This is a genomic window from Bacillus thermozeamaize, from assembly GCA_002159075.1.
GTDB lineage: Bacteria > Bacillota > Bacilli > ZCTH02-B2 > ZCTH02-B2 > Bacillus_BB > Bacillus_BB thermozeamaize.
The window spans coordinates 15,253-37,414 of the sequence record LZRT01000130.1 but is presented as its reverse complement, the minus strand read 5'-3'; the positions used below and the strand labels follow the sequence as shown (position 1 = coordinate 37,414).

General features: G+C 53.2%; 22 protein-coding genes and 1 pseudogene. 12 read left to right on the top strand and 11 right to left on the bottom strand.

Features of this window, described 5'->3' with window-relative positions:
• Nucleotide 1 precedes the first annotated feature (1 nt).
• The 3 genes from BAA01_00980 to BAA01_00970 all read right to left on the bottom strand — a co-directional run bounded on the left by BAA01_00980 (nt 2) and on the right by BAA01_00970 (nt 3,684).
• A complete protein-coding gene (locus BAA01_00980) occupies nt 2-1,123 on the bottom strand; it encodes a KamA family radical SAM protein (protein OUM84437.1) in 1,122 nt (373 codons plus the stop codon).
• Between the two features lie 47 nt (nt 1,124-1,170).
• Nucleotides 1,171-2,232 (bottom strand): hypothetical protein, encoded by a 1,062-nt coding sequence (locus BAA01_00975; GenBank protein ID OUM84423.1) that lies wholly within the window; start codon nt 2,230-2,232, stop codon nt 1,171-1,173.
• A 93-nt stretch (nt 2,233-2,325) separates the two neighbouring features.
• On the bottom strand, nt 2,326-3,684 hold the full coding sequence (locus BAA01_00970) for a hypothetical protein (protein OUM84422.1): 1,359 nt from the start codon (nt 3,682-3,684) through the stop codon (nt 2,326-2,328).
• A gap of 380 nt (nt 3,685-4,064) precedes the next feature.
• On the opposite strand from BAA01_00970, the gene BAA01_00965 reads away from it, so the two are divergent.
• The gene (locus BAA01_00965; GenBank protein ID OUM84436.1) at nt 4,065-5,258 is read left to right on the top strand and encodes a butyryl-CoA dehydrogenase; all 1,194 of its coding nucleotides are present in this window, start codon (nt 4,065-4,067) and stop codon (nt 5,256-5,258) included.
• Nucleotides 5,259-5,366: 108 nt separating this feature from the next.
• Here BAA01_00965 and BAA01_00960 read toward each other — a convergent pair whose 3' ends face one another.
• The 7 genes from BAA01_00960 to BAA01_00930 all read right to left on the bottom strand — a co-directional run bounded on the left by BAA01_00960 (nt 5,367) and on the right by BAA01_00930 (nt 11,221).
• On the bottom strand, nt 5,367-6,194 hold the full coding sequence (locus BAA01_00960; protein OUM84421.1) for a hypothetical protein: 828 nt from the start codon (nt 6,192-6,194) through the stop codon (nt 5,367-5,369).
• A gap of 173 nt (nt 6,195-6,367) precedes the next feature.
• On the bottom strand, nt 6,368-6,580 hold the full coding sequence (locus BAA01_00955; GenBank protein OUM84420.1) for a hypothetical protein: 213 nt from the start codon (nt 6,578-6,580) through the stop codon (nt 6,368-6,370).
• Between the two features lie 43 nt (nt 6,581-6,623).
• Nucleotides 6,624-7,163, bottom strand: coding sequence for an acireductone dioxygenase (locus tag BAA01_00950; protein OUM84419.1), 540 nt, complete (start codon nt 7,161-7,163; stop codon nt 6,624-6,626).
• A gap of 69 nt (nt 7,164-7,232) precedes the next feature.
• Nucleotides 7,233-7,904 (bottom strand): methylthioribulose-1-phosphate dehydratase, encoded by a 672-nt coding sequence (locus tag BAA01_00945; protein OUM84435.1) that lies wholly within the window; start codon nt 7,902-7,904, stop codon nt 7,233-7,235.
• Between the two features lie 54 nt (nt 7,905-7,958).
• A complete protein-coding gene (locus tag BAA01_00940; GenBank protein OUM84418.1) occupies nt 7,959-8,705 on the bottom strand; it encodes a 2-hydroxy-3-keto-5-methylthiopentenyl-1-phosphate phosphatase in 747 nt (248 codons plus the stop codon).
• Nucleotides 8,684-9,907, bottom strand: a complete 1,224-nt coding sequence (locus BAA01_00935) for a 2,3-diketo-5-methylthiopentyl-1-phosphate enolase (GenBank protein OUM84417.1) — start codon at nt 9,905-9,907, stop codon at nt 8,684-8,686. Before BAA01_00935 ends, BAA01_00940 begins: the two co-directional genes overlap by 22 nt.
• A 129-nt stretch (nt 9,908-10,036) precedes the next feature.
• The gene (locus BAA01_00930; GenBank protein OUM84434.1) at nt 10,037-11,221 is read right to left on the bottom strand and encodes an LL-diaminopimelate aminotransferase; all 1,185 of its coding nucleotides are present in this window, start codon (nt 11,219-11,221) and stop codon (nt 10,037-10,039) included.
• 175 nt (nt 11,222-11,396) lie between these two features.
• Between BAA01_00930 and BAA01_00925 the strand changes: the two genes are divergently transcribed.
• The 9 genes and pseudogenes from BAA01_00925 (at nt 11,397) to BAA01_00885 (ending at nt 19,333) form a co-directional block, all read left to right on the top strand.
• A complete protein-coding gene (locus tag BAA01_00925; GenBank protein OUM84416.1) occupies nt 11,397-12,620 on the top strand; it encodes an S-methyl-5-thioribose kinase in 1,224 nt (407 codons plus the stop codon).
• Complete coding sequence (mtnA, locus tag BAA01_00920; GenBank protein OUM84415.1) at nt 12,617-13,696, top strand: S-methyl-5-thioribose-1-phosphate isomerase; 1,080 nt, start codon at nt 12,617-12,619, stop codon at nt 13,694-13,696. The genes BAA01_00925 and mtnA overlap by 4 nt, the downstream gene beginning before the upstream one ends.
• A gap of 25 nt (nt 13,697-13,721) precedes the next feature.
• Complete coding sequence (locus BAA01_00915; protein ID OUM84414.1) at nt 13,722-14,606, top strand: thiosulfate sulfurtransferase; 885 nt, start codon at nt 13,722-13,724, stop codon at nt 14,604-14,606.
• A gap of 23 nt (nt 14,607-14,629) precedes the next feature.
• Nucleotides 14,630-14,866: pseudogene (locus tag BAA01_00910) on the top strand (peroxiredoxin).
• Between the two features lie 192 nt (nt 14,867-15,058).
• Entirely contained in the window at nt 15,059-15,388 is a 330-nt protein-coding gene (locus tag BAA01_00905; protein OUM84413.1) for a hypothetical protein, read from the top strand.
• A gap of 129 nt (nt 15,389-15,517) precedes the next feature.
• Nucleotides 15,518-16,306, top strand: coding sequence for an enoyl-CoA hydratase (locus BAA01_00900; GenBank protein OUM84412.1), 789 nt, complete (start codon nt 15,518-15,520; stop codon nt 16,304-16,306).
• A 309-nt stretch (nt 16,307-16,615) separates the two neighbouring features.
• The gene (locus tag BAA01_00895) at nt 16,616-16,909 is read left to right on the top strand and encodes a hypothetical protein (protein OUM84411.1); all 294 of its coding nucleotides are present in this window, start codon (nt 16,616-16,618) and stop codon (nt 16,907-16,909) included.
• Between the two features lie 189 nt (nt 16,910-17,098).
• A complete protein-coding gene (locus tag BAA01_00890; GenBank protein OUM84410.1) occupies nt 17,099-17,890 on the top strand; it encodes a hypothetical protein in 792 nt (263 codons plus the stop codon).
• 84 nt (nt 17,891-17,974) lie between these two features.
• The gene (locus BAA01_00885) at nt 17,975-19,333 is read left to right on the top strand and encodes a TrpB-like pyridoxal-phosphate dependent enzyme (GenBank protein ID OUM84409.1); all 1,359 of its coding nucleotides are present in this window, start codon (nt 17,975-17,977) and stop codon (nt 19,331-19,333) included.
• A 150-nt stretch (nt 19,334-19,483) separates the two neighbouring features.
• Here the strand turns inward: BAA01_00885 and BAA01_00880 are convergent, their stop codons facing one another.
• Nucleotides 19,484-20,290, bottom strand: coding sequence for a hypothetical protein (locus BAA01_00880; GenBank protein ID OUM84408.1), 807 nt, complete (start codon nt 20,288-20,290; stop codon nt 19,484-19,486).
• A 450-nt stretch (nt 20,291-20,740) separates the two neighbouring features.
• Between BAA01_00880 and BAA01_00875 the strand changes: the two genes are divergently transcribed.
• Both BAA01_00875 and BAA01_00870 read left to right on the top strand, forming a co-directional pair.
• Nucleotides 20,741-21,112 (top strand): hypothetical protein, encoded by a 372-nt coding sequence (locus BAA01_00875; GenBank protein ID OUM84407.1) that lies wholly within the window; start codon nt 20,741-20,743, stop codon nt 21,110-21,112.
• A 217-nt stretch (nt 21,113-21,329) separates the two neighbouring features.
• Nucleotides 21,330-22,115, top strand: a complete 786-nt coding sequence (locus tag BAA01_00870) for a hypothetical protein (GenBank protein OUM84406.1) — start codon at nt 21,330-21,332, stop codon at nt 22,113-22,115.
• Nucleotides 22,116-22,162: the final 47 nt, after the last annotated feature.

Genomic DNA, 22,162 nt, shown 5'->3' with positions numbered 1-22,162 from the left:
ATCATACTTCGTTTGTTGATTCTTGCGTTTTTTTCCAATATTGTTCGTTTCCTGGCAAGTCATCAAACCAGGTTGCCTCTTTCGGACAATCCAAAACCATGAATTTGCCGTATTCCCCGTCTCGGGATTGATGATATTTGAGATATGCCTTGCCGTTTTCGATCGCCAGGATTTCGATCTTTCCGGAACTGTGGCTCATGCACAGCCTGACCCTTTTCCCCAATCCCGACGTCCTGGCTTTGGCCTCTTCGACGATTTTGTACACCTCTTCCAGGGTCAGGACAAAGGAACGGTTTCCGGCCACCGGCCGGTTGACAAAGAAATAATACGGAGTGACTCCCGCCCAGGACAACCGATCCAGCAATGCGCCGAGGACAACCGGGTCGTCATTTATCCCTTTTAATACCGGGGTCTGATTGACCACAATGGCTCCTGCATCATGTAAAGACTGGAAAGCCCTTTTTGCCTCTTCCGTCAGTTCACTCGGGTGGTTGACGTGTGCCATGATATAGATCCGCTGATCCACAGTAGAATGCTGGCGAATCACATCCAGCAGCTCCTGGTCCTCATAAATTCTCATGGGATTGAACACCGGCATTTTTGAGCCGATGCGGATGATTTTGACATGTTCAATAGCCCTCAACTTCTCAAGGATGAGCTGCAGTTTTTTGGTTGCCAAAATGAGCGGATCGCCGCCGGTTAGCAGCACGTTGTTGATCTCGGGAGTTCTCGCTATATAATCGATGCCATCGTTGACATCGGAAGTTACTTCCTTCACATCGGCACGGAACAACCGTTTCCGAAAGCAGTAGCGGCAATAGGCTCCGCATACTTCTGAGACCAATAGGAGAGCGGTTGTTTTATACTTGTGCTGGCAGCCTTTTGCGACATAATTGGTTTCTTCGTCCGAAGCGTCCCAACTGCCGTACTCTTCCAATTCATCTACATTGGGAATGACGATTTTTCGAATTGGATCGTTAGGGTCGGACCAATCAATCAGATTTAAATAATAGTCATTGATACGGAACACAAACTTTTCGGTTACCTGTTTTAATGCTTTCTTCTCACCTTCTGATAAGTGGGGGATCTTTTCGATATTGGTCACATACTTGGTCTTCATCACCAAGATGGCCTCCTTTTTGATCTTTTGGGTAATGGGAGGAGATGACGTTACTCGTAGTTGTAAATATACCTGGCATATTCCAGCGGGTTGATAAATGCCCGTTGCAGGGTCTTGTCATCATACGCTTTTTTGAGCGATACTTTCGCCGATTTTGCATTGCATTCGATAAACCAAATTTTTTCGTGTTCGTCCAATCCAAAGTCAATTCCGATTTCGCCAAACGGACCATAGTTTTTTTCCATGCAATCATAGACATTTAGAAGAAAATCCTCCACCTTCTTCCGCAAGCGTACCGTTTTCTCCTCGCTATAATTCAGATGGTCCTGAAAGAATTCCTCAAACCGATAAGCTTCGGAATGGGTGGTGATGGGAGAGTTTGGATGACCGATGCGCGCGCAGATGCCTACGATTTCAAGCTCACCTTGTCCGTTCCGTTGCACCTCAGCCCGGAAATCGACAGAGCGGTCGCCGATTTGCATGAGAGGAATGGCCTGCTGGATGATCACATGATCGTTGTCATGAAAGAATGGACGCGCCGTTTTGATAAAATCTTGAAACCGTCTTACAGTGCCGACGACCAGGCCATTTACGTAATAACTGTATTGATATCCCCTGTTCGGGATTCTTGTGACACGCATCACTTTTTTTCCGCGTCTTCCGTTTACCGATTTGATATAGACTTTACCGTACATCATGATGAAAGCTTTCAGATCATCTTGACAACAGTAACGAATGGTCATTGGCAAATGGGCGCGGGTTTCTTCCATCTCCAGTAAATTTAAATGGATATCCCATTTGTCAAAGTAATTTTGTGCATTGATCGACGGAATCCCCAGTTTCGAAAAAAGCTTCCTTATTTCCTGAGTGTGCCACCTGACGGAGCCGCAACGGTCATATAACACATCCGGTAAGGGAAAGGTTTTTCTTTCCCATGTCATTTTCAGTTTGTTATAGTACGTTCCCCTGACTGTCAAATTCTTGAAATTAATATCATTATCCGAAAAATAATACAAAGGGATTCCTGTTTGATGACTGGCTTGGTTCAGTTCGACAAACCGGAATTTGGAATTGAATTTGTTCCTATCAAATCTGTCGCTGTCATTTGTCAATTTGTGAATGGTGCTTCTGGAGACAAAAACACCAACTAACGGGTTGATTATTCGGTTACTGATTTTTTTTACCTCCTAACAATGAAATACGATTCACAAGGCCCCACAGGCTTTTTTTGTCAAGAATGTTGCGTACTGAAAGGTGGAAAGGAACTGAGGGGAGACGCCTTTGGTGTCTTCAAGACCAGGTATGGGTAACTTCTCCGGTTTTGCGTTTGCTTCGATAAACCATATTTTCCCGTTTCGGTCGACAGCCATATCCATTCCGATTTCCCCGTGCGGGCCAAATTCTTTTTCGATATATTGGGCGATTTTGATGGTTTCCTTCCGTAACTTTTTATCGGTAGGCATCGAATTGCATTGTCCTGTCTTTTGGAAGTAGCGATAAACTTGATCATAATTTTTATAGTTTTTCCCGATCGTTGTAATCGTCGCGCCAGGCTTTGCCACGTTGGCCTGGTTGTAAATGACTTGCCATTGGCCCGACCCGTTTTTGCAAATCAACAGGCGAAAATCCAGTCTCCTCCCTTTATAGGTGAGGACATTAATCCCTTCTTGCAAAATCAGAGGTTTGTCGCCAAAGAAGCGGTTGATCAGATGTACGATCTGATCAAAACGTTTGACGAAGGTGCTTTTCAGGACGCCATGATAGAATTTGATGACATAACCGTTTTCTGTTTTTCTGACTGTCATCACTTCTCTTCCGCGGCTGCCATAAAACGATTTGACGTAGACCAGCGGATGTTTGGCCAGCATGGTGTGAAGATCTTCAACGGACTGATAACGGATCGTCTCGGGCAGGTATGGCCGCATTTCTTTGTACTTGCTTAACTTGGTGTACAACGCCCATTTGCCCAGGTAGTCACTGTTGTTGATAAACTGGATGCCAGGATCTTCGCGAAATCGTTGCCGGATCCGTTTTACTTTTCCTTTTTGATCGGTGGGGAAATGGACTCCACAGTCATAGATAACATTGGGGAAGGGACAGGTTTGAGAGGTCCACTGATTCGATTGGGGGGCAACGGTATATCCTTGGATGGTTTTCGCTTTCCAGTCGATATGATCCGTCGAAAAAAAGTAGATCAGACATTTTGCAACCGCATTGGCCTGGATATCTTTTTTCGCTGTCAGCGGGATGTTTCCCTTGGAAAGGTTTGTAATATATGTGGGATTTACGAAGATCCCGACGACGGGACCCAAATAGATCGCATCGCCTGCTTTCCAGATGTTCAGTTTCATCCCATGCAGGAGATGAAGTTGCTCAAAAATGGTGTGTGGGAGCGACAACCGGCTAATTTTTCCCTGACGCTTTTTAAATGTGACCGTTGCATTGGAATGCCCAACATGTAAGGTGTACTTTTTGTTTTCAACGAGTTCCAGTGCTTCAAACAGATCAGCTGAGAGCAGGCACTGATTCCCATTCTCCTCCCGTCTTTTAACAGTGACATCCATATTTTTCCTCCTGTACGTGTTGTTTATAGTTTATGAAGGAATGGAGAAGTGGTCTGTGCTTTTTCTTAAAATGGATGATTGTGCTTGAGGAACAGCAACTATTGACAAAAGCGCTTTCAAGACATACTATAAAATTAACAAACATTGGACTGTTACCTGCATAAATGAAGATCACAGCTTGTGTCCATTGATCGTCTCCGATCAAGGAGCCGCAGGCGTGAGCCGGAATGACGAAGGTAAGACGGTGGAGACTTTCCGAACAATAAGGAAAGGCCATCGTCACCCTTCGTGTTCCGGTTTTTTTGATCTTGCTGACATCCTATCCATGCGAAACCATCCGACCCAATGAATCGATCATCGAACAGGAGGAATGCAGGATGATGAATTTTGCGCTTTCTGAAGAACAACAGGCGGTCAAGAAAATGGTCCGCCAGTTTGTGGACAAGGAGATCATGCCCTATATCCAGGAGTGGGATGCCAAGCAGCATTTTGAAATGAGCATCATCGACAAATTGGCTGATCTTGGCTTGATGGGCGTTTGTATCCCTGAGAAGTACGGCGGACAGGGGATGGATTATAATACGCTGGCCATTGTCTGCGCCGAGCTGGAGCGGGGGGATACGGCTTTCCGGACCGCCGTCTCGGTGCATACGGGGCTTAACAGCATGACCCTGTTGCAATGGGGGACGGAATATCAGAAGGAAAAATATCTGATCCCGCAAGCCAAGGGTGAAAAAATCGGCGCTTTTGGACTGACAGAACCCAACGCCGGTTCCGATGTGGCTTCCATTCAGACGCGTGCGGTGAAGGATGGGGATTATTACATCCTCAACGGCAGCAAGACGTGGATTTCCCTCTGTGATGTGGCGGACCACTTTCTGATTTTTGCAAAGACGGATCCCGACAAGAAGCACCGCGGGATTTCCGCCTTTATCGTGGAGCGCACTTTTCCTGGCGTGACGACGCGCGGGTTTAAAGATAAGTTGGGGATTCGGGCGGGCAACACGGGAGAGATTTTCCTCGAGGATGTCCGCGTGCCCAAGGAAAATCTCCTTGGGGAAGAAGGGGAAGGCTTTAAAATCGCCATGTCGGCGCTGGACAACGGGCGGTTCACGGTGGCAGCAGGCGCTGTCGGCCTGACGGATGCCTGTATTGAAGCCAGTGTGAAGTATGCCAATGAGCGGTACACCTTTGGCCAGCCGATCGGCAAGCACCAGCTGGTGCAGCAGATGATCGCCAAGATGGTGGCCGGCTATGAAGCCTCACAGCTCCTTGTATACCGTGTAGGTTGGATGAAAAACCAAGGCCTGCGCTGCACGCGGGAAACCTCCCTGGCCAAATGGTTTGCCTGTGACGTGGCGTTCCAGGCGGCAGTGGATGCAGTACAGATTCACGGCGCCAACGGATATTCCCATGAATTCCCAGTAGAACGTTACATGAGAAATGCCAAGGCGCCGGTGATTTATGAGGGGACGCGCGAGATTCACCAGATTATGCAGGCAGAATACGCGCTGGGTTACCGGCAGGACAAACCGCTTCGCAAGATGCTGCCGAAGTGGCCGTTTGAGGAGTAATCTTTTTCCCGCAAGATGAGACACCGACACCAGAAGGGCAGGGGAATATCCCCTGCCCTCTCCTGCTGTTTGGCCCCAGGGAACCAATGTATCGTGCCCGGAGATGGGTTACGGAATGTTGTCGAGCAAATCCCAGCGTACATCCAGTTTCTTGATTGCGCTGTCCAGAATTTTGTCTGCGTACGCCAGAAACTCATGGTGATTGCCGACCTTTCCGGTTTCTATCAGTTGTTTTTCCAGTTTTTGTTGTAACATGTCCCTTTCATATCCTTCTCTTACCTTGGGCAACTCCCAATATTCTTCTTCCGTCCAGCCGTTCATTTTCAACAGGGCTTCAAAAAACGCTTTGCCAGTGAAATCCGATTCCATGTCAGTATTGGCATCCATGCCGGACAGTGCATTCTTGGTAAAGGCGATATAATCGTCCAATTCTTGTCGGCTGACGCTGATTCCCCGTTCTTTCGCATGGCTGGCGAGCACATAGCGGCTCAGGAAATGCCGAAGAAGCTCTTGATTGCTGAGGTTGCCGGTCTTTGATTCCGGCGTCCCAAAGGCGTCTTTCAATTGGCCGTCTACGACCGTATGGTCGAAGATGGTCTCGTTGAGGCGCTCTATAAACAACTTCTGATATTTGTATTCAATGAATTCTCTTGCCGTCACCGCAAAATCTTTCCCTTGAACCAAGACGGCGTCAGGGTTCACGTTATGCAAACTCTCCGCCTTTTTCTTCACATATTCTTTGTACGCGGAATCGATGAAGGATTGGATTTGTTCTTTTGACAAATCGTTCCTCAACGGCCCGACGGACTCAACGCCGAGCAACTTGACCCCCGTTTGTGGTTCCGGCGAATGGTTGTTGACGGCATATATGACGGCTGCTGCGGCTGCGATGAGCAAGACGGCCATGGACAAGGCGATGGTGAGATGCTTGCGCATGGCGGGCCGACCCCCTAACGACGACAGGGTATGTTTGAACGGTCCGGGCATTTCAAAGGGCATGAACGCGCATACCGACCCGGGGCAAACGGAACAATGACAAAACAATAGCCACATTTCCATCTTACATCACCAGCAATTGCTTGAGAAGACTGAACAAAGTTGATCTTTTGTCATTTCATGCTTCGCGCCGGCGCCCAGACCAAAACGGGGCCTTTGATGATATCGTGCGTAGAATCAAGAACGTGCTGAGCAGGGCAACATATCGGCTGATAAACAAAAGAAGACCGCTGGCCGAGCCAGCGGAAGTTTGCGTCTTGATTTACTTGTCCGCGGATGCGGTTGCTTGTTTCAGGCTTTTCCGTTGTGATGGGCTGTGCCGTCAATGGCGGATGGGTGATTCCTCCATTTTATGTGGTGAGTGTGCGTCTACTTCTGGAATTCGGGATCTTCATAAGGCTGAGCCACCCAGCCCGCAGGGTCGATAAACAGGCGGACCGCTACGACGCGGCGGGTGTCCGTCAAAGTAAAGAAATGGGGCGTTCCTTCGGGCACAGAGATGACGTCGCCGGCATCCAGTATCGCATCGAAGTAGCCGGTTTCTTTTGGCCCCTTGATGGTAAAGATGCCGTTTCCGGCAGTGATGGCCCGCACTTCGTCTTCCGAATGGGTATGGACTTGCTCAAATTTTTTCAGCAGCTCATCCAGATTGGGCGTCTGTTCGCTGAGGCTGACGATGTCCCATTTTTGGTAGCCCCTGCGTTCAGCCAGAGAGCGGATTTCCGTATCGTAGGCGGCGAGGATTTGTTCTTTTTCTTCGTCCGTCAACAAGTATTTGTCGCGCAGATGTTCAGGAAGCTTGGAAGTGTCCCAGTGTTCGTACAGCACGCCGATGCTGTCAAGAAAGGCCTTGACATTTTCTTCTCCTTCAATCCTTTCGCCGGTGTTGCGCAAACGAATGACTGCCATGAATCATCACTCCTTTTGCAAAATGTTTGAGGGAAAGCGCATCGTTGACAACGCCCTGAGGACGCCGGATCACGATGGGGGATGTTGCAGGCGCGTCTTTTCTTTCTGCAGGGACAGCAGCCGGATTTGATACTCGAACAAAAACTCGAAAGCTTCCAAGTGCCGCTTTGCGGCAAAATCGCTGTTTCCCCAAACGTAGATGCCGTGATTGCGAATCAACACGCCCGGTACCCGACGGTCCGCCACTTTCTCCACTTCAGCCGCCAGCTTGGGGATGTCGGAGTAATTTTCGACGATGGGAACCGCGATGGTGCCGCCTTCTTCCCAGATTCCCAACGCTTTGAGCAGCTCGTGCCCCGTAAAGGTCACTTGGCCGTCGCGGGCATAGAGCTCGGAGATGATGTTGTTGGCCACCGTATGGATGTGAAAGACGGCCCGGCAATCGCTGAATTTGGCGTACAAGGCCGTATGGATGAGCGTTTCGGCCGATGGCTTCAGTCTGGTTTTGGCCAGCGGTTGCCCATCGGCATCGACGAGCAAAAAGTCTTCCGGCGTATGTTCCGATTTGTCTTTGCCGCTGGCGGTGATGGCGATGATCCGCTGCGGGGGATGCGCCGGTTCAACCAACAGCGAAAGATTGCCGCTGGTCGCCGGAAACCAGCCGCGGGCGGCAAAGCATTCCTTCATCCTTTGCAGTTTGGCGAAGGCGTGCTGGACGTCCTCCGCGTTTACGGCATTCATGGCTCCGCGCCAGACAGCCGCTTTCTCTGCCGTCCCCATGAGCCCACCTCCTTTTCAATCACCATCATCGCCAACCGCCGTCCCTGCCCGTTGTCCGCTCTGCCGGAGAATCTCGATGACGTCGTAAAACGTGGCGAACGGCCGGTGCGGGATGCCCAGTTCGGCGCATTTTTGCCGGAGAAAATCGCGGGCGATGACCAGATCGGCCAAGGTTGCCCCGGCCAGGTCGGTAATGCTGTCCCCGATGAGGATCCTTTTGAACGTTTCGGAAGGATACGAACGGATGATGGTGGTTTTGCACATGCCGCAGTCCAATTGGCAATGCTCGTCGCACGGGTGCGGCCAAAGAATGCGGATGTTTTGGCCGCCAAAATCGCTCCCGTTGCAATAAATGTCGGAAACGGGGATGGCAAACCGGGCCAGGACCGGATAGACGAAGAAGCCGATGCCGCCGCTGGTGACGAGCAGCCGGATGCCGTTTTCCCGGCAATAAGACACGAACTCCTGAAATCCGGGACGGATTTGCACGTTTTCCACCGCGTACCGGACGATTTCTTCTTTGCGCGAGGTGGGCAGGAGGGCGAACATGCGGCCCACCCCTTCCCGGATGCTGATGCGTTGCGCCAGGATATCGTCCTTGATCTGTTCCCATCCGGGCGGGTCAAAATGTTTCATGATGCTGACGATGTTGTCATTGCTGGTGATGGTTCCGTCAAAGTCGCAAAAGATCACCGTTTGCCGTTGGCCGTTGACGGTCCGTTCACAGGAGGGGGCGCCGCTCACCCTTCCGCCACCCCCCATTTTTCGATGGCGGCCCGCAATTCGGGGGCATCTGCCGCCGCCTCCCGCAATGGACGGCCGCCGACTGCGGCGGAGATGGCCGCCACAAACGCTTTTCCGCCGGCTGTCGAGCCTTGGGGATGGCCGTGAATGCCGCCGCCGGCATTGACGACGGACTGGATGCCGAAATCGCGGAACAAGAGCGGCACCAGCCCCGGATGTATCCCTGCCGACGGCGCCGGGAAAGCAGGGCGGTGGACAGATTCCTCCCGCAAATAATCGGCCACTTGCAGCGATTCCTCCCGCGGCATGGCCACCGATCCGTAGGGAGAGGGGAAAAGCACGATATCCGCCCCCGCCCAGCGCATCAGCTTGCCCAGCAGCAAGGGGGACGAAACGCCGTGGCGAGGTGAAGCGTACAGTGCGCCGCTGAAAGCCGGGTGGGCCATGATCGGCACGTTGATGTCCGGATCGGCTGCCAGACGGTGCAGGACGTCCAGCCCGTACGGGGTCACGTTCAACAGCAAACAAGAAGCCCCGGCTTCCACCAGCCGTTTCGCCTTTTCCAGCAGGCGGGTGACCGGCCCCGTCAGGTTGACGGCATAAAGAGTTTTTTTGCCCGTCCGTTCTTGCCGCTGCCGGTTCCGTCTTTCAAACGCCCGCACCCGTTCAATGTCCGGCGCCTGCTCGTCGCGGAAGAAAATTTCATCGTCTTTGACCAGATCCACGCCCCCGTCGATTTGTTTTTGGTACTCCTCTTCCAGTTCGTCCAGCGAAAGCCCGATACATTGCTTGAAAATGCTCATCAACAAAGGCCGGTCTTGCACTCCCAGCAACCGGCGGACCCCCTCAATCCCAAAACGGGGTCCGGGAAACTGGGACAACAGGAACTCCGGCAATTGCAAATCGACCAGTTTGATTTGCCCGTCCATGGACAACTTGCCGAAAACGGTGGTCAAGATGGCGGGAAAATCGGGCGTCACGTTGGCCGTCGGGTAGCCGATGGTCAGCAAAGCCCGCGGAACGCCGTCGCCGGTGGGCGGCAGTTCCTGTATTTGAAAGACCTTTCCCAGATGGGCGGCCATTTTTTCCTTTTTTTCCTGGGGCAATTCCGTCCATGTTCCGACGGTTAAACCGACCGCGATTCCTTCCGCTTTTTTGTGAAAGTCTTCGTTTCCGTGCACCAGGTATGTAGCCAGTACATAATCCTTATCTGCCGTCATTCAGTCACCGCCTTGATGTATGGCTGAGATAAAAGTTTATAAATCCAATTATAATTATAGGATTAGATAGATGATAAATGGAACCATTCTTATCTGTCAAGAGGGTTTTTCTATATCGAAAGCGGCAACTCAAAAAAGCGACAATGCCCCGATGCGGGCCACCGCTTCCCGTATCCTGTCTTCAGACGCCAGCAGGCTCACCCGCACGTAACCTTCGCCGTGCCTGCCAAAGCCGATGCCCGGAGCGACGAGAACGTGCGCCTGTTCGACCAACAGACCGGTCCATTGTTCCGAAGTGAACCCTTCAGGCACAGGCAGCCAGGCGAAAAAGGAACCGGCAGGTTTCAGCGCATGCCAGCCGATCTTGGCCAATTCCTCAAACAGGGCATTCCGGCGGGATTCGTAAACGGCCACCAGCCGCCGCACGCACTCCTGGGAGGAGGTCAGGGCGGCGACGGCGGCTTCTTGAATGGCGCCAAAGAGACTGACGAAGTAGTGATCCTGAAGCAAGTTGATGAGACGGATCACATCCCGGTTTCCCAAGGCGAAACCGACCCGCCATCCGGCCATGTTGTACGTTTTGGACAAGGTATAAAATTCAACCCCCGTTTCCTTGGCTCCCGGTCTGGTGAGGAAGCTGAGCGGTTTTTTCCCGTCAAAACCGATGGCCCCATAGGCGAAATCGTGGGCGATGACAATCCGGTGTTCGGAAGCAAAGCGAATGGCCTCGTCAAAAAAATCCGCCGGCGCGAAAGCGCCCGTCGGGTTTCCGGGATAATTGAGAAACATCAGTTTGGCCCTTTTCAGCGCATGAGGCGGAATGGCGGAGAAATCAGGCAGAAAATCGTTTGCCCGCAGCAGCGGCATCGGCACCATTTCGGCGCCGGCGATGGCGATTCCCGACCAGTAGTCGGGATACCCCGGATCGGGGACGAGGGCGATATCTCCAGGATTCAACAGCGTTTGCGATATTTCCACCAGTCCCGTCTTCGTCCCAAAAAGAATGGCTACTTCCGTCTCCGGATCCAGATCCACTCCCTGTTCCGTTTTGTACCATTGGCAAATCGCCTCTTTCAGATGACGGAATCCGGTAAAAGGGGAATAGCGGTGATAGACCGGCTTCTCTGCCGCTTGCTGCAGGGCCCGGACGATATGGGAAGGCGTCGGGAGATCCGGGCTGCCCGTCGCCAGATTGATGAGATCCCCCTGGGCGGCATGCTTGTCGACTTTGGCGTACAAGTTGGAAAAAAACTGCTCAGGAAGCCGCTTGATTTGTTCCGAAGGTTCGATGGGAAACCGGCTGTATCGACGCATCTCGCTCCACCCTTTTTTGTTTTTTCGGTCAAAAATGATGTGTTCAGTGAGACGTAAGTCACCATGGGTCATGCATGCATCCACGTGCATACACTATATTTTTACTAATCCTAGTTGACAAAGTAAAGAGGTCGGGTTTAAATTAATCACAACGATGACATGGGAGGGAGAGTGTATGGGCCGTTATCGCGCTTTAACGGAAGCGGAAGCGGTGGAATACGTCCGCAAAATTCCTGGTTTGTTTACGGAAGGCGCCCGGCTTGTCAGCAAAGAAATCGGGGACGGCAATCTCAATCTCGTATTTCGCATTCAGGAGGAAGGACCATCCGGAAAAAGCGTCATCATCAAACAGGCGTTGCCTTACGCCCGGGTGGTCGGCGAGTCGTGGCCGCTGACGCTGGATCGTGCCCGGATTGAGAGTGAGGCCATTCGCCTGGAGGACCAATTGTGCCCCGGTTCGGTGCCGAAAATTTACCATTACGATCAGGATTTGGCGTTGACGGTGATGGAGGATTTGTCCTCGTACCAGGTGTTGCGCAAAGGCTTGATCGAACGCCGGCGGTACCCGCATTTTGCCCGCCACATCGGCAGGTTTTTGGCGAGAACGCTTTTCCTGACATCGGATTTGGCTCTGGATCCGCAGGAGAAAAAACGAAGGGTGGCCAAGTTTATCAATCCGGAGCTGTGCAAGATCACCGAGGATCTGGTGTTTACCGATCCGTATTACGATGCGCCCACCAACAGCTTCAACCCGCTGCTGAGAGAAACGATCCAGGCGATTTGGCAAAACGACGCGTTGAAGCTGGAAGTGGCCAAGCTGAAAGAAAAATTCCTGACCCAGGCGCAGGCGCTGATCCATGGCGATTTGCACACCGGCAGCATCATGGTGACCGAAGAGGATACGCGGGTGATCGATGCGGAGTTTGCTTTTTACGGTCCGATGGGCTTTGATGTCGGCGCGGTGATCGCCAATCTGCTGCTCAACTATGCGGCGCAGGAAGTGCGCATCGAGGATGCCGGGGAACGGGAGAGGAACCAGCAGTACTTGCTGGATACCATTGAGGAACTTTGGCACGTATTTGCTCAGGAATTTAAAGCGTTGTGGGAAAAAGAGGGCAAAGAGCATTTTGCTGCGGTTCCAGGCTATGTGGATGATTACTTGTTGCGGGTTTTGCAAGATGCCGCCGGGTTTGCCGGTTGCAAGATGATCCGCCGGGTGATCGGCCTGGCGCCCGTGGCGGATTTGGAGACGATTGAGGACGATTTCCAGCGGGCAAGGGCGGAAAGGCTGGCGCTGGCCATCGGGCAAGCGCTGATTTTGGAACGGGCCAAGGTGCAAGAAATCGGCGATCTGATTTCGCGAGTGCTTTCGGCGAAAGCGCAGGAGCTGGTGAAATGAGCGGGGGCTTGATCAAATCGGTGGAATTTCAAGACGACAGCCTCATTTTGCTGGATCAGACCAGTCTGCCGGAAGAAACCGTTTTTCTGCGGTTGTCCACCAGCCAGGAGGTGTGGCACGCCATCAGGTCGCTAAAGGTTCGCGGCGCCCCTGCCATCGGCATCAGCGCGGCGTACGGGCTTTTCCTGGGCGTGCGGCAGGCGGAAGAAGGAGATGTGGACGCTTTTTTTGACCTGCTGGACGAACAGGTGACATTCCTGTCTTCGGCGCGTCCGACGGCCATCAATCTTTTTTGGGCGCTGGAACGGCTGAAGCGGCGGGCGGAGCAGGAGCGGCGCCAGGGGGCCGACGTGGCCGGGATCAAGCAGGCGCTGCTGGAGGAGGCCCGGCTTATCCAACAGGAGGATGAACAGGTATGCCGCCAAATCGGTGAACATGCGCTGACCCTGTTTTCCGACGGGATGGGGATTCTGACCCATTGCAATCCGGGGAGCCTGGCCACCGCCCGGTACGGAACGGCCACCGCGCCCTTTTATCTGGCGAAGGAACGGGGATGGAACCTGAAAGTGTACGCCGGTGAAACGCGCCCTGTTTTGCAAGGCTCCCGCCTGACAGCCTGGGAACTGCAACAGGCGGGCATCGACGTGACGCTGATTTGCGACAACATGGCGGCGGCCGTGATGGCCAACGGCTGGGTACAGGCGGTGATTGTGGGAACGGACCGGGTCGCCGCCAACGGCGATGTCGCCAACAAAATCGGCACCTACGGCCTCGCCGTGCTGGCCAAGGCGCACCAGATTCCCTTTTACGTCGCCGCGCCACTGTCGTCCATCGATTTGAACACTCCTGCAGGGGCGGAAATTCCCATCGAAGAACGGCCGGCCGAGGAAGTAACCCATGGATTCGGCAAACGGACGGCGCCGGAAGGCGTCCGCGTGTACAATCCGGCTTTTGATGTCACGCCTCATTCGCTGATTACGGCTATTGTGACGGAAAAAGGAATCATCCGCCCGGATCCAAAGGAAGGCTACAGCAAGAGCCTTCGCAGGCTGTTTGAAAACGAATCGCGTTTTTGACATGTTGTTTAAGGAGGTGTCTTCAATGGCGTCTATTCCCCATGTGGTCGATACGGAATGGCTGGCACAACGTCTGGATGATCCGCGGTTGCGTTTGCTGGATGCGACGACGTTCCTCAAGATCCGGGAAGGCGGCGCGGAACTGGTTTCCGGCCGTTCCGTGTATGAAAAAGAACATATTCCGGGGGCCGTTTTCGCCGATTTGATCACCGAGCTGTCCGATCCCGACTCCCCGTTTCACTGTACAGTGCCTTCCCATGAACGATTTGCGGAAGCCATGGGCGCTCTTGGCGTCGGTGACGGCACGTATGTGGTCGTTTACGACCAGGGGGCTCCGAGCGGTTCTCCCGAGGCCAGTTCCATGTGGGCATCCCGGCTGTGGTGGCAGTTGCGTCTGGAAGGATTCGATGATGTAGCCGTGCTGGCGGGAGGCCTGTCCAAGTGGAAGGAAGAAGGCAGGCCGGTTACGTCGGAGCCTTCCTCTTATCCGTCGGCCCGTTTTACCGGGAAGCGCCGCCCCGGGCTGCTGGCCACCAAAGAAGAGGTGAAGGAAGCTTTGGGTGACCCGTCGGTGGTGCTGATTGACAGCTTGTCACCGGAAGATCATCTCGGCAAGCGGCATGTTTATCCCCGGAACGGGCATATCCCGGGAAGTGTCAATGTATTTTTCGGCAACCTTACCGATCCCAGGACGCAGCATTTTCTCGCTCCTGAAATGCTCAAAGAGATTTTCGGCCCCACCGGGGCCCTGGACCCGTCGCGCAAAGTCATCACCTACTGTGGCGGCGGCATTGCGGCCACTTGGGTGGCGCTGGCACTGGCCCAGTTGGGCCGGGATGATGTGGCGGTTTACGACGGTTCCCGCATTGAGTGGGCTTCCGATCCGTCTTTGCCGTTGGTGTCAGGGTAACAGCCTATGTTCATGGATGGGGGGAACTGGACGAATTTTGGGTGGAGACAGAAGGCGACATTGATCTCGACGGATTTTTCGATAAGTCGGATGTCCGCCGCGGGTATTCGGAAATCCGTTATACGTTTCACATCAAAACCGATGCACCCAAAGAGCAGGTGGAACAATTTGTCGCCTATCTGGAACGGCAATGCCCAGTCGGCGATTCGCTGGCCAATCCAGTAAACCTGAAATTGGAGAAAATCGTGATTGAGGAATGAACGCTTTCCAGCCGCCTGGAATGTTGCAACCGGGCGGCTTTTTTATTTGCTGGCGGCAATGTGCCGGCGGCAAAACGGAGCGGCCAAAAAAGTTGCGCGTCGGGATCGGGAGGGTTTCTCCAGGCGGGAAAGTTGAGTTATCTTATTAATTGATCAGATCCACGATTCGTTTCAGTTCATGGCAAAGGGGAAATGAGGATGGCAAGAACGGTCATGCTGGCGGGTCACGCCAAACTGCCGCAGGGGATGGCGGCGAAAAGCGTGTATGAAATGTTGACCATCACGGTGGAAGTGGACACAAAATACGGCGTGATTGTCGACGCTTCATGCACCTTGGCCACTGCTCACGCACAGCAGTTCATCAGCCGGTTGCTGAAAGGGTACAGTTTACAAGACGGCATTGAACCGATTCTGGAAGAGATTCGCCAGGCTTATCAAGGAAAAGCGCAGCAAGCCCTGCTGGCTGCCGCCAAAGACATGTATCACCAGTATCAGATGTATCAGGAGCGCCATCAGGAATGAAACCGATTGAATTGTCGCCGAAAATTTCATGCCATAAATAAGGAGCGTGAAAAAGGGAGATTTTGTTTTATTGTGATAAGATTGATAAAATAGATATGCGAACGCAAAGTGTTTAAGGGGGAGAAACGGTTGACATACAGCACCTTGCTTTTTCATGTCGAGGACCATGTGGCCACCATTACCATTCACCGGCCGGAGGCGGCCAATGCGTTTAACGATCAGATGGGAAAGGAATTGCTGGACGCGGTGATGCGTTGCGACACCGATCCGGCGATTCGCGCCGTGATTCTGACCGGCTCGGGGAGCATGTTTTGCGCCGGAGGCGATCTGAAGGGGTTTGCCCAGTTTGCGCCATCTGAGATTGAATATCGTTTCAAGGAAACCACCACGTATCTTCATGCCGCCGTATCCCGGATGAATCGAATGGATCCGCCGGTCATTGTCGCGGTAAATGGCGTGGCGGCGGGAGCAGGCCTGAGCCTGGTTTGCGCCTGCGACCTGGCGATTGCCGCCGACTCGGCCCGTTTTACCATGGCCTATACGCGTGCGGGGTTGACTCCGGATGGCTCCGGCTCCTATTTCCTCACGCGGCTGGTTGGTTTGCGGCGGGCGATGGAACTGACGCTGACCAACCGGATGCTGTCGGCCCAGGAGGCGTTGGAGTGGGGACTGATCAATCAGGTGGTTCCCGGCGAGCAACTGATGGAAGAAGCCAAGAAATTGGCGGTTCAGCTTGCCAACGGCCCGACCGAGGCGTTGGGGGCGGCCAAGCATCTGCTGTATAACGGATGGAACGAAACTCTGGAGACGCAGATGGAGTACGAGAGCCAGAGCATCGCCAGGATGGCCGCGTCGCCGGTGGGCCAGGAAGGCATCCGGGCTTTTGTGGAAAAACGTCCACCCCGCTTTCATGGTTGAGCTTTTTGAGGGGGTTCTTGGCGACTGGCGCAGTTGGCAAGGTTTCAGGGTTGAACAATATAGCCTTATGTTGATAGCCTTGATGATGTTTGTTCCGTCGTTTTGACGGACTTTTTTTTGTTTGTGCCCCGCTCTGGAAGCCGGCGCGCGCGTGGAGCCGGGCTTTTTTTGTTGGCATTTTTTCTGTAACGTCCCGATATCCGGATCATCGATACCCTTGCGTATCATCATTTAGAAATAGGCGACTTTGACAAGGATGGCTTCATCGAAATCGCAACCTGGACGAAAGACACTGGAAATGCCTATCAAGTGGAGGTTTTCCAGTTTCAAGAGGCTGACAAGGGAAACAGGTTTGCTCCGGATCCAACAGCCTACCCGGCTTATTTTCCAAAAGTGGTCAAGTACTACGAGCATCTCGTCGCACAAACGCCATATCGTGTGTACTGGTATTACCTGGCCGATGCGGCCGCCAAATCTGGACAGGCGGAAAAAGCGAAACACGCCCTGCAGCAGGGATTAGCCACATCAGAAGAAGATTACCCGGAAAACCAACGATTTCTCGATCTGGCAAAGAAATACGGCATCCCGTTGGATGATGACTAAACCGCCATAGGGGCGACCGGGTTCAGAGATCGGGGGGCATGGACATCCCGATCCTTTTGTGTTGATGTTTCGTTTCACAAATGCGTATGGCTGCCCTACTTTTAAAAGCAGAGATTGACAGAAGGAGATTCAATCGGTAAATATATCAATATATTCAAAACAATAAATATTGCAAGGAGAGGATAGGTCATGCCTACCATTCAAGCCAATGGTATCGAGATGTACTACGAGATTCACGGACAAGGGACACCGCTGGTCATGATCATGGGTCTGTCGGCCAACCTGGACTGGTGGGAACCTGAAATGATCGAACGATTGTCCAAACGTTACCGCCTTCTATTGTTTGACAACCGGGGAGCGGGACGGACGGAAAAGCCGGCCGTGGAATATTCGATTCCCATGTTTGCGCAAGATACGGCTGCTCTGATGAGCCAGGTCGGGATAGAGAAGGCGCATATTCTCGGTGTCTCCATGGGCGGGATGATCGCCCAAGAATTTGCGCTTCATTATCCTGAGCGAGTCGACAAGCTGGTGCTCGTCTGCACCAATTGCGGCGGCGCGCAGTCCGTCCCTGCCTCGCCGGAGGTGCTGGGATGGCTGGCCAATCGCAACGTCTCGCCGGATGAATTGAAGCAGCGTCAGCTGAAGCTCTTGTTTCCGGACAGTTTTGTCGCTGAACAACCGGACAAAGTGGAACGATTTTGGGAGAGAGTCAGCCGAGCGCCGATCCCATTGGAGGCGTTTCAGAGACAGCTGGGGGCGATTCAGCGGTTTGGGACATATGATCGCCTTGACCGGATCACGTCTCCGACTCTCGTCATGACGGGAAGTGAGGATATCCTGGTACCACCGAGGAATTCGGAAATTCTGGCCGAACGGATCCCGGGTGCGAGGTTGGAGATTTTTCCAGGGGGTGGTCACGGCTTCACCGGCCAGTTTCCGGAGAAGTTTTGCCAGGTAGTGGAACAATTTCTGGGCTAAGGGAAGATGTGGACAAGCTGCGGGATGCCCTGTAAGATAAGCTTGTAAGGCAGTGCCAGGAGATTGCAAAGGAGATGAGAAGAGATGAGTTTTGAGGAAAACAAGATTTTGCTGAGCGAGGCGGAGATACCTACGCATTGGTACAATATTCAGGCTGATTTGAAGAATCTTCAGCCGCCCTTGCATCCTGCGACCAAACGGCCGCTTGAGCCTTCCGATCTGCAGGCTATCTTCCCGATGGCCCTGATTGAGCAGGAGGCCAGCCGGGAGCGCTGGATTGAAATCCCGGACGAAGTGCGGGAGCTTTACCGGTTGTGGCGTCCCAGCCCGTTGTATCGGGCCCGCCGCCTGGAGAAGCTGCTGGATACGCCGGCCAGGATTTACTACAAGTATGAGGGGACCAGCCCGGCGGGCAGCCATAAACTGAATACCGCCATTCCCCAGGTGTATTACAACCGTGAAGCCGGGATTCGGCGTATCGCCACCGAGACGGGAGCCGGACAATGGGGCAGTGCCTTGAGCATGGCCTGCAAATTTTTTGGTCTGGAATGCACGGTGTACATGGTAAAAGTCAGTTACCAGCAAAAACCATACCGGCGCATCCTGATGAATAGCTTTGGCGGCCAGGTGATCGCCAGCCCCAGTGACCGGACGGAGGCAGGGCGTGCGGTGCTCAAGGCCAATCCGGATTCTCTGGGCAGCCTGGGGATTGCCATCAGCGAGGCGGTGGAGGATGCAGCCACGCATGAGGATACCAATTATGCGCTGGGCAGTGTGCTGAATCACGTATGCCTGCACCAGACGATCATCGGGCTCGAGGCCCGCAAGCAGTTGGAGAAGGCGGATGCTTATCCGGACGTGGTGATCGGCTGTTCAGGCGGGGGCAGCAACTTTGCAGGCCTGAGTTTTCCTTTTCTCCATGACAAATTGGTGGAAGGAAAGCCTGTGCGGTTCATCGCAGTCGAACCGGCAGCTTGCCCGACACTGACGCGCGGCGCGTTTGCCTATGATTTTGGCGATGTGGCGGGCCTTACGCCTTTGTTGCCGATGTATACGCTGGGCAAGGATTTCATGCCGCCGGGCATTCATGCGGGCGGGTTGCGCTATCACGGAATGGCGCCGCTGGTCAGCCACCTGTATAAGGAGGGGCTGATCGAAGCGCGGGCTTACGGACAGAATGAGGTGTTCAGCGCAGCCCTGCAGTTTGCGCAAACGGAAGGACTTCTGCCGGCTCCTGAGTCCAGCCATGCCATCCGCGCCGCCATTGACGAAGCGCTGCGCTGTAAGGAGTCTGGCGAGGCGAAGACGATTCTTTTCGGACTGAGCGGCCACGGCCACTTCGATCTGGCTGCTTATGAAGATTACCTGACAGGCGAACTGAAAGATATTGCCTATCCGGAAGAGGAACTAAAGAAAAGCCTTGAGGCGTTGCCGCAAGTCTGATCGCAAGGCTGATTTGGAAGAAAAACCCCGTGGGAACCGTTAAAGCGGCGTCCACGGGTTTTTTCGCACCCGTTAATGAAGGGGGATGACATGAAGAGGATGACGGCTGGTTGACAGCTCATGGCGGCTTGGGTAAAGCAACTTGGGTGGTCAGTACCGGTTGATAAAGGATAGCAGCTCCTGATTGAAACGATCGGTCTGTTCCAGCATCACGTAATGTCCCGCCTTGGGCAAAATGACCAGTTGGGCGCCAGGGATCTGCTCTGCCATGTACGTGGAATAGAAAGGCGGAGTGGATTGATCATCCTCGCCCGCAATGATCAACGCCGGACAAGAGATCTGATGGATGTCGTTTCTCAGGTCAAAAGCGTTGCACGCAAGATAGTCGTTCCGGATTACTTCGACGGAGATGTTCCCTTTCCGTCGTTCGATTTCCGCCTCGATAAGCTCCGCGTCCGTATGTGGAGAGAAGGAGCGGCGCATGCTGGACGGATCGTAGATGCCTTGTTCCAGATCTTGCAGGAATTGGGGATTGACCTTCAGACGGGAACCGGTGGTGACCAGGATGATGGCCTTGATCTGCTGCGGATAGTGGAGCGCCATCCACTGGGCGATGGCACCGCCCATGGAGTGGCCGACGAGAATGACGGGTTTCTCACCCACCGCTTGCTTTAACCACTCGCTCAACCAATCGGCCATCTCCTTGACGCTTGTCAACGCTTGGCCGCCTGATTGTCCATGACCTGGAAGATCCACGAAATATGCCGGACGATCCTTCAAAAGATCAAACTGATGTCGCCAGATCTGGTGTGATCCGCCTGCTCCGTGGACAAAAACCGCCGGGGTGGCGTTTGCTTCCGCGTGGCGAACTTCGCAAAAAACAGGATGTCCCTGCACCGTTTGGTACACGTCCAACTTCTCCTTTCTTTGCCATGTGCGCTGTTTCATGACGATCATATCACGGAAACATCCTGTTGCGTAGTTCTTCTTAAAAAACTGTTTACTTTTTCGAGCATTTTTACAAAAAAACAGGACGCCAAACACTTGGTGCTGACACCCCGTACGGGATGCTATCTGGCAAGGGTTACCATGGACGATGCTCGGCGATGACAACCAGCAACACGAAAATCACGAGAATTATCCCGATATTGCTTCTGAAAAAGCCACCACAATGGCCACCACTGTAATCCGACATTTGTGTTTCCCTCCTTTCTGATGGTTGTATCTTCATTGTATGCCGGTCAGTGAGCTGTGGAATCGTATAGATACCCATTTGCCGAAGGCGGCAAACTTATTTTATTAGAAACCCTGGGATGCATCCCATCGTCTCAGAGATATCCGCAATTTGAGAAAGGTATCCACGATTTGAAAAAGGATGAACAGGATGAAAGATAAATTCAAAATCAGGTGGCCCGTTCTTTTCTGGGAATCCTTTCCATGTTCATGGCCAGTCTGTCGTTGACGGGTTTATGGAGCGGCAAGAGGGATGTGAGCCATGTGGAGGCGGCGGAAGAGAAGCTGCTGGATCAGCCTTTTATTCGTGTTATCGGGACGGGCAAGGTGACGGCGGTACCTGACGAGGCTGTTCTTACGATCGGTTTACTTTTTCGAGCATTTTTACAAAAAATCAGGGCGCCAAACACTTGGTGCTTTGACGCCCCGTACGGGATGCTGTCTGGCGAGGGTTACCACCAAAAACGATGCTCGGCGATGATAACCAGCAACACGAAAATCACGAGAATTATCCCGATATTGCTTTTGAAAAAGCCACCACCGTAGCCGCCACTGTAATCCGACATTATATTTCCCTCCTTTCTGATGGTTGTACCTTCATTGTATGACGGTCACTGAGCTGTGAAATCGTATAGAGACCCATTTTCCGGAGGCGGGAAACTTATTTTTGTCAGAAACCCTGGGATGCAACCTATCGTCTAATTTGGCAGATATGGATATCGACTTTTCGGAGAAATCCACGATTTGAGAAAGGATGAACAGGATGGACGAAAGATTCAAAATCAGGTGGCCTGTCCTTTTTCTGGGAATCCTTGCCATGTTCCTGGCCAGTCTGTCGTTGACGGGTTTATGGAGCGGCAAGAGGGATGTAAGCCATGTGGAGGCGGCGGAAGAGCAACTGCTGGATCAGCCTTTTATTCGGGTGATCGGGACGGGCAAGGTGACGGCGGTACCGGACGAGGCTGTTTTCACGATCGGGGTGCGGACCCGCGCCTCTTCTGCCGATCAAGCGGTGAAGGAGAATGCCCGGAAAATGCAGGCGGTGATCGAGGCGCTCAAAAAGCAAGGCATTGCCCCGGCCGATATCCAGACGCAGGGTTACGAGATTCAGCAAGAGTTTGATTATCCAAAAGAGGGTAATCCCCGTCCCAATGGATATGCGGCCGTCAACCGCCTGAAGGTGGTGGTCAGGCAGGCGGATCGGGTGGGGGCGGTGATTGACGCGGCCACCCGGGCAGGCGCCAATGAGGCGGGAGGCGTTCTTTTTCGCATGAGCGGGGAGAAAGAAAAGGTTGTGGCACAACAAGCGCTGGAGAAAGCCCTGAGCCAGGCAGGCGCAAAAGCGCAATTGCTGGCGGAACGTGCCGGAGGCAAACTGGGAAAAGTGCTGGCGGTGGATGAGGAACCGGGACAAAAGCCGCCGGTCGTCTATCGAGAGATGGCTAAGTACGAGATGGCGCAGCAGCCGGCCAGCGATGCGGCAACCCCTGTGCCGGCGGGTGAGTTGGAATACGAGACCCAGATCCGTGTGGTTTATCAGTTGAGATGAACGAACACCCCGTGCCGACCTGGCCGGGGTGTTTTTTTTCGCGGAAG

What these genes read in the sequence shown, in the direction of transcription:
- BAA01_00970 (OUM84422.1), bottom strand. Translation starts at nt 3,684, where the DNA reads ATGGATGTCACTGTTAAAAGACGGGAGGAGAATGGGAATCAGTGCCTG.
- BAA01_00965 (OUM84436.1), top strand. Translation starts at nt 4,065, where the DNA reads ATGAATTTTGCGCTTTCTGAAGAACAACAGGCGGTCAAGAAAATGGTC.
- BAA01_00960 (OUM84421.1), bottom strand. Translation starts at nt 6,194, where the DNA reads ATGCGCAAGCATCTCACCATCGCCTTGTCCATGGCCGTCTTGCTCATC.
- BAA01_00950 (OUM84419.1), bottom strand. Translation starts at nt 7,163, where the DNA reads ATGGCAGTCATTCGTTTGCGCAACACCGGCGAAAGGATTGAAGGAGAA.
- BAA01_00945 (OUM84435.1), bottom strand. Translation starts at nt 7,904, where the DNA reads ATGAATGCCGTAAACGCGGAGGACGTCCAGCACGCCTTCGCCAAACTG.
- BAA01_00940 (OUM84418.1), bottom strand. Translation starts at nt 8,705, where the DNA reads ATGGGGGGTGGCGGAAGGGTGAGCGGCGCCCCCTCCTGTGAACGGACC.
- BAA01_00935 (OUM84417.1), bottom strand. Translation starts at nt 9,907, where the DNA reads ATGACGGCAGATAAGGATTATGTACTGGCTACATACCTGGTGCACGGA.
- BAA01_00930 (OUM84434.1), bottom strand. Translation starts at nt 11,221, where the DNA reads ATGCGTCGATACAGCCGGTTTCCCATCGAACCTTCGGAACAAATCAAG.
- BAA01_00925 (OUM84416.1), top strand. Translation starts at nt 11,397, where the DNA reads ATGGGCCGTTATCGCGCTTTAACGGAAGCGGAAGCGGTGGAATACGTC.
- mtnA (OUM84415.1), top strand. Translation starts at nt 12,617, where the DNA reads ATGAGCGGGGGCTTGATCAAATCGGTGGAATTTCAAGACGACAGCCTC.
- BAA01_00915 (OUM84414.1), top strand. Translation starts at nt 13,722, where the DNA reads ATGGCGTCTATTCCCCATGTGGTCGATACGGAATGGCTGGCACAACGT.
- BAA01_00905 (OUM84413.1), top strand. Translation starts at nt 15,059, where the DNA reads ATGAGGATGGCAAGAACGGTCATGCTGGCGGGTCACGCCAAACTGCCG.
- BAA01_00890 (OUM84410.1), top strand. Translation starts at nt 17,099, where the DNA reads ATGCCTACCATTCAAGCCAATGGTATCGAGATGTACTACGAGATTCAC.
- BAA01_00885 (OUM84409.1), top strand. Translation starts at nt 17,975, where the DNA reads ATGAGTTTTGAGGAAAACAAGATTTTGCTGAGCGAGGCGGAGATACCT.
- BAA01_00880 (OUM84408.1), bottom strand. Translation starts at nt 20,290, where the DNA reads ATGATCGTCATGAAACAGCGCACATGGCAAAGAAAGGAGAAGTTGGAC.
- BAA01_00870 (OUM84406.1), top strand. Translation starts at nt 21,330, where the DNA reads ATGGACGAAAGATTCAAAATCAGGTGGCCTGTCCTTTTTCTGGGAATC.